The sequence below is a fragment of the Escherichia sp. E4930 genome (assembly GCF_005845405.1).
In the GTDB taxonomy this organism is placed as follows: domain Bacteria; phylum Pseudomonadota; class Gammaproteobacteria; order Enterobacterales; family Enterobacteriaceae; genus Escherichia.
In genome coordinates this window covers 75,732-89,706 of record NZ_VCDZ01000015.1, presented here as the reverse complement: position 1 = coordinate 89,706, position 13,975 = coordinate 75,732, and the positions used below count along the sequence as shown (strand labels likewise).

Annotated in this window: 13 protein-coding genes; 9 read left to right on the top strand and 4 right to left on the bottom strand. The window is 52.9% G+C overall.

From position 1 onward, the window contains the following. The first annotated feature begins 238 nt into the window (after positions 1-238). Positions 239-859, top strand: a complete 621-nt coding sequence (locus FFT88_RS16680) for a TIGR04211 family SH3 domain-containing protein (protein ID WP_130210468.1) — start codon at positions 239-241, stop codon at positions 857-859. A gap of 63 nt (positions 860-922) precedes the next feature. Further along, positions 923-2,161 (top strand): fused tRNA nucleotidyltransferase/2',3'-cyclic phosphodiesterase/2' nucleotidase/phosphatase Cca, encoded by a 1,239-nt coding sequence (gene cca / locus FFT88_RS16675; protein WP_135403932.1) that lies wholly within the window; start codon positions 923-925, stop codon positions 2,159-2,161. Positions 2,162-2,342: 181 nt separating this feature from the next. On the opposite strand, the gene bacA is transcribed toward cca, so the two are convergent. Continuing rightward, positions 2,343-3,164, bottom strand: coding sequence for an undecaprenyl-diphosphate phosphatase (gene bacA / locus FFT88_RS16670; RefSeq protein ID WP_001305111.1), 822 nt, complete (start codon positions 3,162-3,164; stop codon positions 2,343-2,345). Positions 3,165-3,254: 90 nt separating this feature from the next. Then, a complete protein-coding gene (gene folB / locus FFT88_RS16665; RefSeq protein WP_010347879.1) occupies positions 3,255-3,623 on the bottom strand; it encodes a bifunctional dihydroneopterin aldolase/7,8-dihydroneopterin epimerase in 369 nt (122 codons plus the stop codon). Positions 3,624-3,727: 104 nt separating this feature from the next. On the opposite strand from folB, the gene plsY reads away from it, so the two are divergent. Beyond that, entirely contained in the window at positions 3,728-4,345 is a 618-nt protein-coding gene (plsY, locus tag FFT88_RS16660; RefSeq protein ID WP_135403931.1) for a glycerol-3-phosphate 1-O-acyltransferase PlsY, read from the top strand. Positions 4,346-4,357: 12 nt separating this feature from the next. On the opposite strand, the gene ttdR is transcribed toward plsY, so the two are convergent. Further along, positions 4,358-5,290: an L-tartrate utilization transcriptional activator TtdR gene (ttdR, locus tag FFT88_RS16655; RefSeq protein ID WP_130218229.1), complete on the bottom strand. Its 933-nt coding sequence runs from the start codon at positions 5,288-5,290 to the stop codon at positions 4,358-4,360. Between the two features lie 206 nt (positions 5,291-5,496). Between ttdR and ttdA the strand changes: the two genes are divergently transcribed. From ttdA to ttdT, 3 genes are read left to right on the top strand one after another with little or no spacing between them, the layout of a single operon-like run. Further along, entirely contained in the window at positions 5,497-6,408 is a 912-nt protein-coding gene (ttdA, locus tag FFT88_RS16650) for a L(+)-tartrate dehydratase subunit alpha (RefSeq protein WP_135403930.1), read from the top strand. Continuing rightward, positions 6,405-7,010: a L(+)-tartrate dehydratase subunit beta gene (gene ttdB / locus FFT88_RS16645; RefSeq protein ID WP_135403929.1), complete on the top strand. Its 606-nt coding sequence runs from the start codon at positions 6,405-6,407 to the stop codon at positions 7,008-7,010. Before ttdA ends, ttdB begins: the two co-directional genes overlap by 4 nt. Before the next feature lie 47 nt (positions 7,011-7,057). Further along, positions 7,058-8,521 (top strand): L-tartrate/succinate antiporter, encoded by a 1,464-nt coding sequence (ttdT, locus tag FFT88_RS16640; RefSeq protein WP_135403928.1) that lies wholly within the window; start codon positions 7,058-7,060, stop codon positions 8,519-8,521. Positions 8,522-8,563: 42 nt separating this feature from the next. Here ttdT and tsaD read toward each other — a convergent pair whose 3' ends face one another. After that, the gene (gene tsaD / locus FFT88_RS16635; RefSeq protein WP_001264352.1) at positions 8,564-9,577 is read right to left on the bottom strand and encodes a tRNA (adenosine(37)-N6)-threonylcarbamoyltransferase complex transferase subunit TsaD; all 1,014 of its coding nucleotides are present in this window, start codon (positions 9,575-9,577) and stop codon (positions 8,564-8,566) included. 237 nt (positions 9,578-9,814) lie between these two features. On the opposite strand from tsaD, the gene rpsU reads away from it, so the two are divergent. The 3 genes from rpsU (at position 9,815) to rpoD (ending at position 13,922) form a co-directional block, all read left to right on the top strand. Then, complete coding sequence (gene rpsU, locus FFT88_RS16630; protein ID WP_001144069.1) at positions 9,815-10,030, top strand: 30S ribosomal protein S21; 216 nt, start codon at positions 9,815-9,817, stop codon at positions 10,028-10,030. A 110-nt stretch (positions 10,031-10,140) separates the two neighbouring features. After that, positions 10,141-11,886, top strand: coding sequence for a DNA primase (gene dnaG / locus FFT88_RS16625; protein ID WP_000918810.1), 1,746 nt, complete (start codon positions 10,141-10,143; stop codon positions 11,884-11,886). Positions 11,887-12,080: 194 nt separating this feature from the next. Beyond that, positions 12,081-13,922, top strand: coding sequence for an RNA polymerase sigma factor RpoD (gene rpoD / locus FFT88_RS16620; RefSeq protein WP_130223894.1), 1,842 nt, complete (start codon positions 12,081-12,083; stop codon positions 13,920-13,922). Positions 13,923-13,975: the final 53 nt, after the last annotated feature.

The following is a 13,975-nucleotide window of genomic DNA, read 5'->3' as shown; positions in this document are numbered from 1 at the left end:
TTACTTATCCGGTTATGTCACATTAGTGACGATGAACGGCGAACTTAATGCGATCTTTTTTGTCAGTAGATAGTATTTTGCGCCAAATTGCCATGCAACGGGCAATTTGACGGGCGTAAAAGATTGAAGCTGTGGCAAGACCTGACACAGAGGATTCCGATTGATAGCGAATGCTTTGCGTAGCGACACTGATGCCACTACTATCGTTCCACTTTTCCCAGACAATAACGACAGCCTGATGCCAAAATTACGCCTGATCGGATTAACTATACTTGCACTTAGCGCCACTGCCGTCTCGCACGCCGAAGAAAAGCGCTATGTTTCTGACGAACTGAACACCTGGGTCCGCAGCGGTCCGGGGGATAATTATCGCCTCGTGGGCACAGTTAACGCGGGCGAGGAAGTAACCTTATTACAAACTGACGCCAACACCAATTATGCCCAGGTGAAAGACAGCTCCGGCCGTACCGCCTGGATCCCGTTAAAAGAACTTAATACCGAGCCAAGCCTGCGCACTCGTGTACCGGTGCTGGAAAATCAGGTCAAAACGCTGACCGATAAGCTCACCAATATTGATAACACCTGGAATCAGCGCACTGCAGAAATGCAGCAAAAAGTGGCGCAAAGTGACAGCGTGATCAACGGGTTAAAAGAAGAAAATCAGAAGCTGAAAAACGAACTGATTGTCGCACAGAAAAAGGTCGATGCCGCCAGCGTGCAGTTAGATGACAAACAGCGCACCATCATCATGCAATGGTTTATGTATGGCGGCGGCGTGCTGGGGCTTGGCTTGCTGCTCGGACTGGTATTACCGCACCTGATCCCAACGCGCAAACGCAAAGATCGCTGGATGAACTAAATCGCCTTCTTCGTTGCACTGTCTTATTATTAGGAATTGTGTATTTGACGAAGGGAAGATGGCGTGAAGATTTATCTGGTCGGTGGTGCGGTACGGGATGCATTGTTAGGGCTACCGGTCAAAGACAGAGATTGGGTGGTGGTCGGCAGCACGCCACAGGAGATGCTCGACGCGGGCTACCAGCAGGTAGGCCGCGATTTTCCTGTTTTTCTGCATCCGCAAACGCATGAAGAGTATGCGCTGGCACGTACCGAACGGAAATCCGGTTCCGGTTACACCGGTTTTACCTGCTATGCCGCACCGGATGTCACGCTGGAAGATGATCTTAAGCGTCGCGATCTGACCATTAATGCGCTGGCCCAGGACGATGACGGCGAGATTATCGACCCGTACAATGGTCTGGGCGATCTGCAAAATCGTCTGTTACGCCATGTTTCCCCCGCTTTTGGCGAGGATCCGCTACGCGTGCTGCGCGTGGCGCGTTTTGCTGCGCGTTATGCCCACCTCGGTTTTCGTATTGCTGATGAAACCCTGGCGCTGATGCGCGAGATGACTCACGCGGGCGAACTGGAACACCTGACGCCTGAACGAGTGTGGAAAGAGACGGAAAGCGCCCTCACCACCCGCAATCCACAAGTGTTCTTCCAGGTGCTGCGCGATTGCGGCGCACTGCGCGTTTTATTCCCGGAAATTGACGCCCTGTTCGGCGTTCCGGCCCCCGCCAAATGGCATCCGGAAATCGACACCGGGATTCATACCTTAATGACGCTCTCCATGGCGGCGATGCTAAGTCCGCAGGTCGATGTCCGTTTCGCGACGTTATGCCACGATCTCGGTAAAGGGCTGACGCCGCCAGAGCTTTGGCCTCGTCATCACGGCCACGGTCCGGCAGGTGTTAAGTTGGTGGAACAACTATGTCAGCGTCTGCGCGTGCCAAATGAAATTCGCGATTTAGCCAAACTGGTGGCTGAGTTTCACGATCTCATCCACACCTTCCCAATGCTGAACCCGAAAACCATTGTTAAATTGTTTGATTCCATTGACGCCTGGCGTAAACCGCAGCGTGTCGAGCAACTGGCGCTGACCAGCGAAGCTGACGTGCGCGGCAGAACCGGTTTTGAATCGGCGGACTACCCGCAAGGCCGCTGGTTGCACGAAGCCTGGGAAGTAGCACAGTCAGTGCCGACAAAAGCCGTCGTTGAAGCGGGATTTAAAGGTGTAGAGATTCGTGAAGAGCTAACCCGACGGCGGATTGCGGCGATAGCCAGCTGGAAGGAACAGCGTTGCCCAAAGCCTGAGTGAGTGTTGGACACTTTGCCGGATGCGGCGTAAACGCCTTATCCGGCTACATGTCAACGACGGTTGTAGGCCTGATAAGACGCGCGAGCGTCGCATCAGGCGTTGATTGCCGGATGCGGCGTGAACGCCTTATCCGGCCTACGCAATCGTGGACAATTCCACGCATCCGACACAGTCCTTTACATCAAAAGAATACGACGTACACCGCAGCCGCCACAATAAAGCGATAAATGGCGAATGGGATAAACGAAATCCGCTTAATTAATTGCAGGAAGGTTTTAATCGCTATCAGCGCCACTACGAAGGCAGTGATAAACCCAACGGCAAACATCGGGATATCGCCGGTTGTCAGGAAGCCCCAGCTTTTGTAGAGATCAAGCGCCGTTGCGCCCATCATCATCGGCACCGCCAACAGGAACGAGAACTCGGAAGCAGCGTAACGGCTCACCCCCATCAGCATCCCACCTGAAATGGTCGCCCCGGAGCGAGAGAATCCTGGCCACAGCGCCAGACACTGGAAGCAGCCAATCATAAACGCCTGGCGATAGGTCATATCATCCAGACCCGGCGCACGCGGCTCTTTCGGCTTCAGGCATTCGGCGGCAATCAGCAACAAACCGCCGACAACCAGCGCATACATGACATTTATCGGGTTAAACAATGACTTAATCGTGTCGTGGAACAACAGCCCCAGTACCACCGCCGGAATCATCCCCAGCAAAATGTGGATCAGCGTTAAACGACCTTTGCTTTCTCCTTCGTGCTGCAACGGGCGTCCAAAGTGAATGCCAATCAGACCAAACAGACGCCGCCAGAACATCACTACTACCGCCAGAATTGATCCTAACTGGATCACGACTTCAAAGGTTTTCGCCGTGTCGCCCTCAAACCCCAACAAGTGACCGACAATAATCATATGGCCCGTGCTGGATACCGGCAGAAATTCTGTCAATCCTTCGACCACACCCAATATTGCCGCTATCAGCAGCGAGTGCATATCGCTCATCAATAAACCCCTAAATTATTAAAATGTACCGCTTGTCCGAACTACTGCAGTATGACCAGGTTATAACCGTTTGGTTTAACAGCTGTAAAATTAATTATTTTCTTTCAGATTATTGCCACGCTCAATGATGACGCCAACATTCGCCGCCCGCGCCACTGCGCCTGGCTTGCTAAGTTTGATGCGAACCCACGGCGAATTAAAGCGAGTTAACAGCAGTTCCGCCACTTCTTCCGCCACGCGTTCCACCAGTGCAAAACGCGCCCCTTCGACGTGGCTGACTACCGTTTCTGCAATGTCAGCGTAACTGAGGCAATCCGCCACATCATCACTTTTCGCCGCTTTACGGTTATCCCACGCCATTTCGATATCGAACACCAGCTTCTGTTCGATGGTCTGTTCCCAGTCGTAAACACCAATAGTGGTGATTACCGAAAGTTGCTCTATAAATACAATATCCATCACGTCCTGCCTGCTTTTTGGCTAACCGGATACCACTTCCGGCGAAATGTGCGTATTATCCACAGATTCATCGTTGAACACGAATTTTCAAAACGGAACAGCTTATGAGTGCAATCGCGCCTGGAATGATCCTCATCGCGTACCTCTGCGGCTCCATTTCCAGTGCCATTCTGGTTTGCCGCCTTTGTGGCTTGCCCGACCCGCGAACCAGCGGCTCCGGTAATCCTGGCGCGACCAACGTTTTACGCATGGGTGGCAAAGGGGCAGCCGTAGCAGTGCTGATCTTTGACGTCCTAAAAGGTATGTTGCCTGTCTGGGGAGCATATGAATTAGGCGTCAGCCCATTTTGGCTGGGATTAATTGCGATTGCCGCCTGTCTTGGACACATCTGGCCCGTTTTCTTCGGTTTTAAAGGGGGAAAAGGCGTTGCCACCGCTTTTGGCGCTATTGCTCCGATCGGCTGGGATTTAACGGGCGTGATGGCGGGGACCTGGCTGCTTACCGTGCTATTGAGTGGATATTCGTCGCTGGGGGCGATTGTCAGCGCGCTGATTGCTCCGTTTTATGTCTGGTGGTTCAAGCCACAGTTCACCTTCCCGGTTTCGATGCTCTCTTGCCTGATCCTGCTGCGTCATCATGACAATATCCAGCGTCTGTGGCGTCGCCAGGAGACAAAAATCTGGACGAAATTCAAAAGAAAGCGCGAAAAGGATCCTGAGTGATTTCTCGCGAGTCTACATAACCTGATAGCCTTCGTCGGGCTTGCCCAGCCGTTGCTGGCACCATGCCGCCAGAAATTCCACGCAGACACGTAATTTCATGCTGCGATAGAGCGGCTCCCGGTAAACAGCCCAGATATTGGCGCTTTGCGCATACTCCGGCAATACTCGCACCAGTTTACCACTCTCCAGAAACGGCAAAACATCCCACTCGGAACGCAGCATAATCCCTTTGCCCTCCAGCGCCCATTGCAGCACAATCTCGCCGCTGTTGGAGGAAAGATGCCCACTAACCTTCACCGATTTTTTCTCCTGACCGTTCCCCAACTCCCATATTCCGTGAGTCATATCGCGCTCTTTGGTCACCAGACAGTCATGACGACTTAATTCCTGTAAGGATTGTGGCTGCGGATATTTTTGCAGATACTCAGGTGCGGCGCATAATATTCTTTTATTTTTTGTCAAAAGATGCGCAATATAATAATCAGGAATTTCGTCATTAATACGAATATCCAGATCAATATTATCCTGCACTAAATCAATTTGCCGATCGAACAATTCAAAATGCACCTGTAATTCAGGGTAATTGCGCATCAGTTCGGTAATGGCTGGCGCAATATAACTGCGCCCAAAGCCAAAGCTGCAACCAATACGAATCATCCCCTCCGGGCGCGTTTTGATTTGCGTGACGTCATCGACCAGTCGCTGATATTGGGTGAGGATTTCCAGCGCATGTTCGTAACAACGTTGGCCACTTTCAGTCAGCGCCACGCCGCGAGCGGAGCGGTTCAGCAGTGTGGTTGCCAACGTATTTTCAAGGATTTGGATCCGCTTGGTGACAAATGCAGGCGTTTGCCCAAGCGTTGCCGCAGCGGCGCTAAAACTCCCGCTATGGACGATTTCCACCAGTACCTGCAAGTCTTTGGCTAAAGGCCAGCTATTTAGCATTGTTAAATATCCGCAGTTTTGATAAACGCAGTGTATTTCGCAAAACATTGCTATTCCCTGCTCTGGCGCAATATTCGTTCTTATTTTCGTGTTGATTAACGAACTGTTAATTACATATTCACGGTGGCAAAAAATATAAAACCACATTTTTAGTGGTAGTTTGTGGCGGTGAATTTTTCCAGACAAATACATAAACTGGAGTTGCCATGATGAGCGAATGTAATAAGCAACAGGCAGTGAATAAGTTGACGGATATTGTCGCTAACTTTACCGCCATGATTTCTACCCGAATGCCCGATGACGTGGTGGACAAACTAAAACAGCTAAAGGATGCCGAAACGTCGTCGATGGGGAAAATCATCTACCACACGATGTTCGATAACATGCAAAAAGCGATCGACCTGAATCGTCCTGCCTGTCAGGACACCGGGGAGATTATGTTCTTCGTTAAAGTCGGTTCCCGCTTCCCGCTGCTTGGCGAGCTGCAAAGCATTCTTAAGCAAGCTGTGGAAGAAGCAACCGTCAAAGCGCCACTGCGCCACAACGCGGTGGAAATTTTTGACGAAGTGAACACCGGCAAAAATACCGGCAGCGGCGTACCGTGGGTTACCTGGGACATCATTCCCGACGGCGACGATGCGGAAATCGAAGTTTACATGGCAGGCGGCGGCTGCACGCTACCTGGCCGCTCGAAAGTGTTAATGCCTTCGGAAGGCTACGAAGGCGTGGTGAAATTCGTCTTCGAAAATATCTCCACCCTCGCCGTAAACGCCTGTCCACCAGTACTGGTGGGCGTGGGCATCGCTACCTCAGTAGAAACCGCCGCCGTACTCTCGCGTAAAGCCATTTTGCGCCCGATTGGCAGCCGCCATCCCAATCCAAAAGCGGCAGAGCTGGAGCTACGCCTGGAGGAAGGACTTAACCGTCTGGGGATTGGTCCACAGGGGCTGACTGGCAACAGTTCAGTGATGGGCGTACATATCGAATCTGCCGCCCGCCATCCGTCAACCATCGGCGTTGCTGTCTCTACCGGCTGCTGGGCGCATCGCCGCGGCACGCTGCTGGTTCATGCCGATCTCTCCTTTGAAAATCTGTCTCACACCCGGAGCGCGTTATGAAAAAGATCCTGACAACCCCGATCAAAGCTGAAGATCTGCAAGATATTCGCGTCGGCGATGTGATCTACCTGACCGGTACGCTGGTGACCTGCCGTGACGTTTGTCACCGCCGCTTGATCGAACTGAAACGTCCGATCCCTTACGATCTCAACGGCAAAGCGATTTTCCACGCTGGCCCCATCGTGCGCAAAAACGGCGACAAATGGGAGATGGTTTCCGTCGGCCCGACAACCAGTATGCGTATGGAAAGTTTTGAACGTGAATTTATCGAGCAGACCGGCGTGAAACTGGTGGTTGGCAAAGGTGGAATGGGGCCGCTGACCGAAGAAGGCTGCCAGAAATTCAAGGCGTTACATGTAATTTTCCCGGCTGGCTGCGCGGTGCTGGCGGCAACCCAAGTGGAAGAGATTGAAGAAGTGCACTGGACAGAGCTCGGGATGCCGGAGTCGCTGTGGGTCTGCCGGGTCAAAGAGTTCGGCCCGCTGATTGTCTCTATTGATACCCACGGCAACAACCTGATAGCCGAAAACAAAAAGCTGTTCGCCGAACGCCGCGAGCCCATCGAGGAAGAGATCTGCGAGCACGTCCATTACATCAAATAACCCTCCCGGAGAGGCTCGCCCCTCTCCTTTTTCGCAGGCATAACACGATGAAACCTTCCACTGAATGGTGGCGATACCTTGCGCCGCTGGCGGTCATCGCCATTATTGCTCTACTTCCGGTTCCCGCAGGGCTGGAGAGTCATACCTGGCTCTACTTCGCCGTTTTTACTGGCGTGATTGTTGGGCTGATCCTCGAACCCGTGCCGGGTGCCGTGGTGGCGATGGTGGGTATATCCATCATCGCCATTCTTTCGCCGTGGCTGCTGTTTAGCCCGGAGCTGCTCGCCCAGCCAGGCTTTAAATTCACTGCAAAATCCCTCTCGTGGGCGGTTTCCGGTTTTTCTAATTCGGTTATCTGGCTGATTTTCGCCGCCTTTATGTTTGGTACGGGCTATGAAAAAACCGGGCTGGGGCGACGCATCGCGCTGATTCTGGTGAAAAAGATGGGGCATCGCACGCTGTTTCTTGGCTATGCGGTGATGTTCTCCGAGCTGATCCTGGCACCTGTCACACCGTCCAACTCGGCGCGTGGTGCGGGGATTATCTATCCCATCATCCGTAACCTGCCGCCGCTCTATCAATCACGGCCTAACGACAGCAGTTCACGCAGCATTGGCTCGTACATCATGTGGATGGGGATTGTTGCCGACTGCGTAACCAGCGCCATTTTCCTGACGGCGATGGCACCAAACTTGCTGTTAATTGGACTGATGAAAAGCGCATCTCACGCCACGCTGAGTTGGGGCGACTGGTTCCTCGGGATGTTGCCGCTCAGTATTTTACTGGTCCTGCTGGTTCCCTGGCTGGCTTACGTGCTGTACCCGCCTGTACTGAAGTCAGGCGATCAGGTGCCGCGCTGGGCAGAGACGGAACTACAGGCAATGGGCCCGCTCTGTTCGCGTGAAAAACGGATGCTGGGGCTGATGGTAGGCGCGCTGGTGCTGTGGATTTTCGGCGGTGATTATATCGATGCCGCGATGGTCGGTTACAGCGTGGTAGCACTGATGCTGCTTCTGCGCATTATCTGCTGGGACGATATTGTCAGTAATAAAGCGGCGTGGAACGTTTTCTTCTGGCTGGCCTCGCTTATCACCCTCGCTACCGGACTCAACAACACCGGTTTTATTAGCTGGTTTGGCAAACTGTTAGCAGGCAGCTTAAGCGGTTATTCGCCGACGATGGTGATGGTGGCGTTGATTGTGGTGTTTTATCTGCTGCGCTACTTTTTTGCCAGTGCTACGGCGTATACCTCTGCTCTCGCACCGATGATGATTGCCGCCGCGCTGGCGATGCCGGAAATCCCGCTGCCGGTGTTCTGCTTGATGGTTGGCGCGGCAATTGGTCTGGGGAGCATTCTTACACCATACGCCACCGGACCCAGTCCGATTTACTACGGTAGTGGTTATCTGCCAACGGTGGATTACTGGCGACTGGGGGCGATTTTTGGGCTGATATTCCTCGTGTTGCTGGTGATTACCGGCTTACTGTGGATGCCCGTGGTGTTGCTTTAAGTGAGGACGGTGCCGGAAATTGCTCTCCGGCACCTGATAGTTTTACGCAGCCGGTAACTCTGCCAGCGGCCAGCGCGGACGCACGCTAACGCCGAGATCCGCCGTCGCGCCTGCTTTAAACCGCACCATTCCGGCATAGGCGATCATCGCGCCGTTATCCGTACAAAATTCCGGACGCGCATAGAACACTTCACCGCGACGCTTTTTCATCATTTCCGCCAGTTTCGCCCGCAGCGTGCGGTTAGCACTCACGCCGCCGGCCATGACCAGTCGCTTAAAGCCCGTCTGATCCAGCGCACGCTTACACTTAATCATCAGCGTATCGACCACCGCATCTTCAAAGGCGCGGGCGATATCAGCACGCGTCTGGTCGTCGGTGCCGTTGTCACGAATGGTATTTGCCGCGAAGGTTTTCAGACCAGAGAAGCTGAAATCCAGCCCCGGACGGTCGGTCATCGGACGCGGGAAGACAAAGCGTCCGGCTGTACCCTGAGCCGCCATTTTCGACAGTAACGGTCCGCCAGGATAATCCAGCCCCAGCAGCTTTGCAGTTTTATCAAACGCTTCCCCGGCGGCATCATCGATAGACTCGCCGAGCAGCTCGTACTGACCAATGCCAGTCACGCTGATTAACTGCGTATGACCGCCGGAAACCAACAGCGCGACAAACGGAAATTCTGGCGGGTTATCTTCCAGCATCGGCGCTAACAGATGCCCTTCCATATGGTGTACCGGGATCGCCGGAACGTCCCAGGCAAACGCCAGAGAACGCCCCACGGTCGCGCCAACCAGCAGCGCGCCGACTAATCCAGGACCTGCGGTATAGGCCACAGCGTCAATGTCTTTTGCCGTTAAACCAGACTCCTTCAGCGCTGCCTGGATCAACGGTACGGTTTTACGCACGTGATCGCGGGAAGCCAGTTCAGGCACTACACCGCCGTAGTCAGCGTGCAATTTCACCTGACTATACAATTGGTTGGCTAACAAACCTTTTTCATCGTCGTAAATGGCGATGCCAGTTTCATCGCAGGAAGTTTCAATACCCAGTACACGCATGACTTGTTTTACCTCGCTTTATTACCGCGCAGTGTAGGACCAATGCGGGTTGATGTAAAACTTTGTTCGCCCCTGGATAAAGCCTCGTGTATACTCCCCACCCTTATAAAAGTCCCTTTCAAAAGAGGCCGCGGTGCTTTACAAAGCAGCAGCAATTGCAGTAAAATTCCGCACCATTTTGAAATAAGCTGGCGTTGATGCCAGCGGCAAACCGAATTAATCAAAGGTGAGAGGCACATGCCGGTAATTAAAGTACGTGAAAACGAGCCGTTCGACGTAGCTCTGCGTCGCTTCAAGCGTTCCTGCGAAAAAGCAGGTGTTCTGGCGGAAGTTCGTCGTCGTGAGTTCTATGAAAAACCGACTACCGAACGTAAGCGCGCTAAAGCTTCTGCAGTGAAACGTCACGCGAAGAAACTGGCTCGCGAAAACGCACGCCGCACTCGTCTGTACTAATTCCCCGAGAGCGTTGCTCTCCGATCAGACCGAGTTGTAGTTGTAAGGCCGTGCTTCCGAAAGGAATGCGCGGCTTATTTTCGTTTATGAATTGCTAAAAATCGGGGCCTATGGCTGGACGAATCCCACGCGTATTCATTAATGATCTGCTGGCACGCACCGACATCGTCGATCTGATCGATGCCCGTGTGAAGCTGAAAAAGCAGGGCAAGAATTTTCACGCGTGTTGTCCATTCCACAACGAGAAAACCCCGTCATTCACCGTTAACGGTGAGAAACAGTTTTACCACTGCTTTGGATGTGGCGCGCACGGCAACGCGATCGACTTCCTGATGAACTACGACAAGCTCGAGTTCGTCGAAACGGTCGAAGAGCTGGCTGCAATGCACAATCTTGAAGTGCCATTTGAAGCAGGCAGCGGCCCCAGCCAGATCGAGCGCCATCAACGGCAAACGCTTTATCAGTTGATGGACGGTCTGAATACGTTTTACCAACAATCTTTACAGCAACCTGTTGCTATGTCTGCGCGCCAGTATCTGGAAAAACGCGGATTAAGCCACGAGGTTATCGCCCGCTTTGCGATTGGTTTTGCGCCCCCCGGCTGGGACAACGTCCTGAAACGGTTTGGCGGCAATCCAGAAAATCGCCAGTCATTGATTGATGCGGGCATGTTGGTCACTAACGATCAGGGTCGCAGTTACGATCGTTTCCGCGAGCGGGTGATGTTCCCTATTCGCGATAAACGCGGTCGGGTGATTGGTTTTGGCGGGCGCGTGCTGGGCAACGATACCCCTAAATACCTGAACTCGCCGGAAACGGACATTTTCCATAAAGGCCGCCAGCTTTACGGTCTTTATGAGGCGCAGCAGGATAACGCTGAACCCAATCGTCTGCTTGTGGTCGAAGGCTATATGGACGTGGTGGCGCTGGCGCAATACGGCATTAATTACGCCGTTGCGTCGCTGGGTACGTCAACCACTGCCGATCACATACAGCTGTTATTCCGCGCAACCAACAATGTCATTTGCTGTTATGACGGCGACCGCGCAGGTCGCGATGCCGCCTGGCGAGCGCTGGAAACGGCGCTGCCTTACATGACAGACGGTCGTCAGCTACGTTTTATGTTTTTGCCTGATGGCGAAGACCCTGACACGCTGGTACGAAAAGAAGGTAAAGAGGCGTTTGAAGCGCGGATGGAGCAGGCGATGCCGCTCTCCGCATTTCTGTTTAACAGCCTGATGCCGCAGGTTGATCTGAGTACCCCTGACGGACGCGCGCGCTTAAGTACCCTGGCGCTACCGCTGATTTCACAGGTGCCGGGCGAAACGCTGCGAATATATCTTCGTCAGGAATTAGGCAATAAGTTAGGCATACTTGATGACAGCCAGCTTGAACGATTAATGCCAAAAGCGGCAGAGAGCGGCGTTTCTCGTCCTGTTCCGCAGCTAAAACGCACGACCATGCGTATACTTATAGGGTTGCTGGTGCAAAATCCAGAATTAGCGACGTTGGTCCCGCCGCTTGAGAATCTGGATGAAAATAAGCTCCCTGGACTTGGCTTATTCAGAGAACTGGTCAACACTTGTCTCTCTCAGCCAGGTCTGACCACCGGGCAACTTTTAGAGCACTATCGTGGTACAAATAATGCTGCCACCCTTGAAAAACTGTCGATGTGGGACGATATAGCAGATAAGAATATTGCTGAGCAAACCTTCACCGACTCACTCAACCATATGTTTGATTCGCTGCTTGAACTGCGTCAGGAAGAGTTAATCGCTCGTGAGCGCACGCATGGTTTAAGCAACGAAGAACGCCTGGAACTCTGGACATTGAACCAGGAACTGGCGAAAAAGTGATTTAACGGCTTAAGTGCCGAATAGCGATCGGGGAGCCCCCGACAGCCGCACTGAGAGGCAGCGGCAAATATATAAGTACGCCCTCGTAATTATCGTTGGCGGTAAACAGCCGTTGGATTTCAGCGTTAACACCTGAAGGACATCGGGTCAATCGCCCAACACCAACCTCATGAAATAAGTGTGGATACCGTCTTATGGAGCAAAACCCGCAGTCACAGCTGAAACTTCTTGTCACCCGTGGTAAGGAGCAAGGCTATCTGACCTATGCCGAGGTCAATGACCATCTGCCGGAAGATATCGTCGATTCAGATCAGATCGAAGACATCATCCAAATGATCAACGACATGGGCATTCAGGTGATGGAAGAAGCACCGGATGCCGATGATCTGATGCTGGCTGAAAACACCGCGGACGAAGATGCTGCCGAAGCCGCCGCGCAGGTGCTTTCCAGCGTGGAATCTGAAATCGGGCGCACGACTGACCCGGTACGCATGTACATGCGTGAAATGGGCACCGTTGAACTGTTGACCCGCGAAGGCGAAATTGACATCGCTAAACGTATTGAAGACGGGATCAACCAGGTTCAATGCTCCGTTGCTGAATACCCGGAAGCGATCACCTATCTGCTGGAACAGTACGATCGTGTGGAAGCAGAAGAAGCGCGTCTGTCCGATCTGATCACCGGCTTTGTTGACCCGAACGCAGAAGAAGATCTGGCACCAACCGCCACTCACGTCGGCTCTGAGCTTTCCCAGGAAGATCTGGACGATGACGAAGATGAAGACGAAGAAGATGCTGACGACGATACCGCCGACGATGACAACAGCATCGACCCGGAACTGGCTCGTGAAAAATTTGCGGAACTGCGCGCTCAGTACGTTGTAACGCGTGACACCATCAAAGCGAAAGGCCGTAGCCATGCAGCCGCTCAGGAAGAGATCCTGAAACTGTCTGAAGTATTCAAACAGTTCCGCCTGGTGCCGAAGCAGTTTGACTACCTGGTCAACAGCATGCGCGTCATGATGGACCGCGTTCGTACGCAAGAACGTCTGATCATGAAGCTCTGCGTTGAACAGTGCAAAATGCCGAAGAAAAACTTCATCACCCTGTTTACCGGCAATGAAACCAGCGATACCTGGTTCAATGCGGCAATTGCGATGAACAAGCCGTGGTCGGAAAAACTGCACGATGTCTCTGAAGAAGTACATCGCGCCCTGCAGAAACTGCAGCAGATTGAAGAAGAAACCGGCCTGACTATCGAGCAGGTTAAAGATATCAACCGTCGCATGTCCATCGGTGAAGCGAAAGCCCGCCGTGCGAAGAAAGAGATGGTTGAAGCGAACTTACGTCTGGTTATTTCTATCGCCAAGAAATACACCAACCGTGGCTTGCAGTTCCTTGACCTGATTCAGGAAGGCAACATCGGTCTGATGAAAGCGGTTGATAAATTCGAATACCGCCGTGGTTACAAGTTCTCCACCTACGCAACCTGGTGGATCCGTCAGGCGATCACCCGTTCTATCGCGGATCAGGCGCGCACCATTCGTATTCCGGTGCATATGATTGAGACTATCAACAAGCTCAACCGTATTTCTCGTCAGATGCTGCAAGAGATGGGCCGCGAGCCGACGCCGGAAGAACTGGCTGAACGTATGCTGATGCCGGAAGACAAGATCCGCAAAGTGCTGAAGATCGCCAAAGAGCCAATCTCCATGGAAACGCCGATCGGTGATGATGAAGATTCGCATCTGGGGGATTTCATCGAGGATACCACCCTCGAGCTGCCGCTGGATTCTGCGACCACCGAAAGCCTGCGTGCGGCAACGCACGACGTGCTGGCTGGCCTGACCGCGCGTGAAGCGAAAGTTCTGCGTATGCGTTTTGGTATCGACATGAACACCGACCATACGCTGGAAGAAGTGGGTAAACAGTTCGACGTTACCCGCGAACGTATCCGTCAGATCGAAGCGAAGGCGCTGCGCAAACTGCGTCACCCGAGCCGTTCTGAAGTGCTGCGTAGCTTCCTGGACGATTAATCGGTAGCCGGATAAAGCGTTTCCGCCGCACCCGGCACTTGTCTCTTTGCACA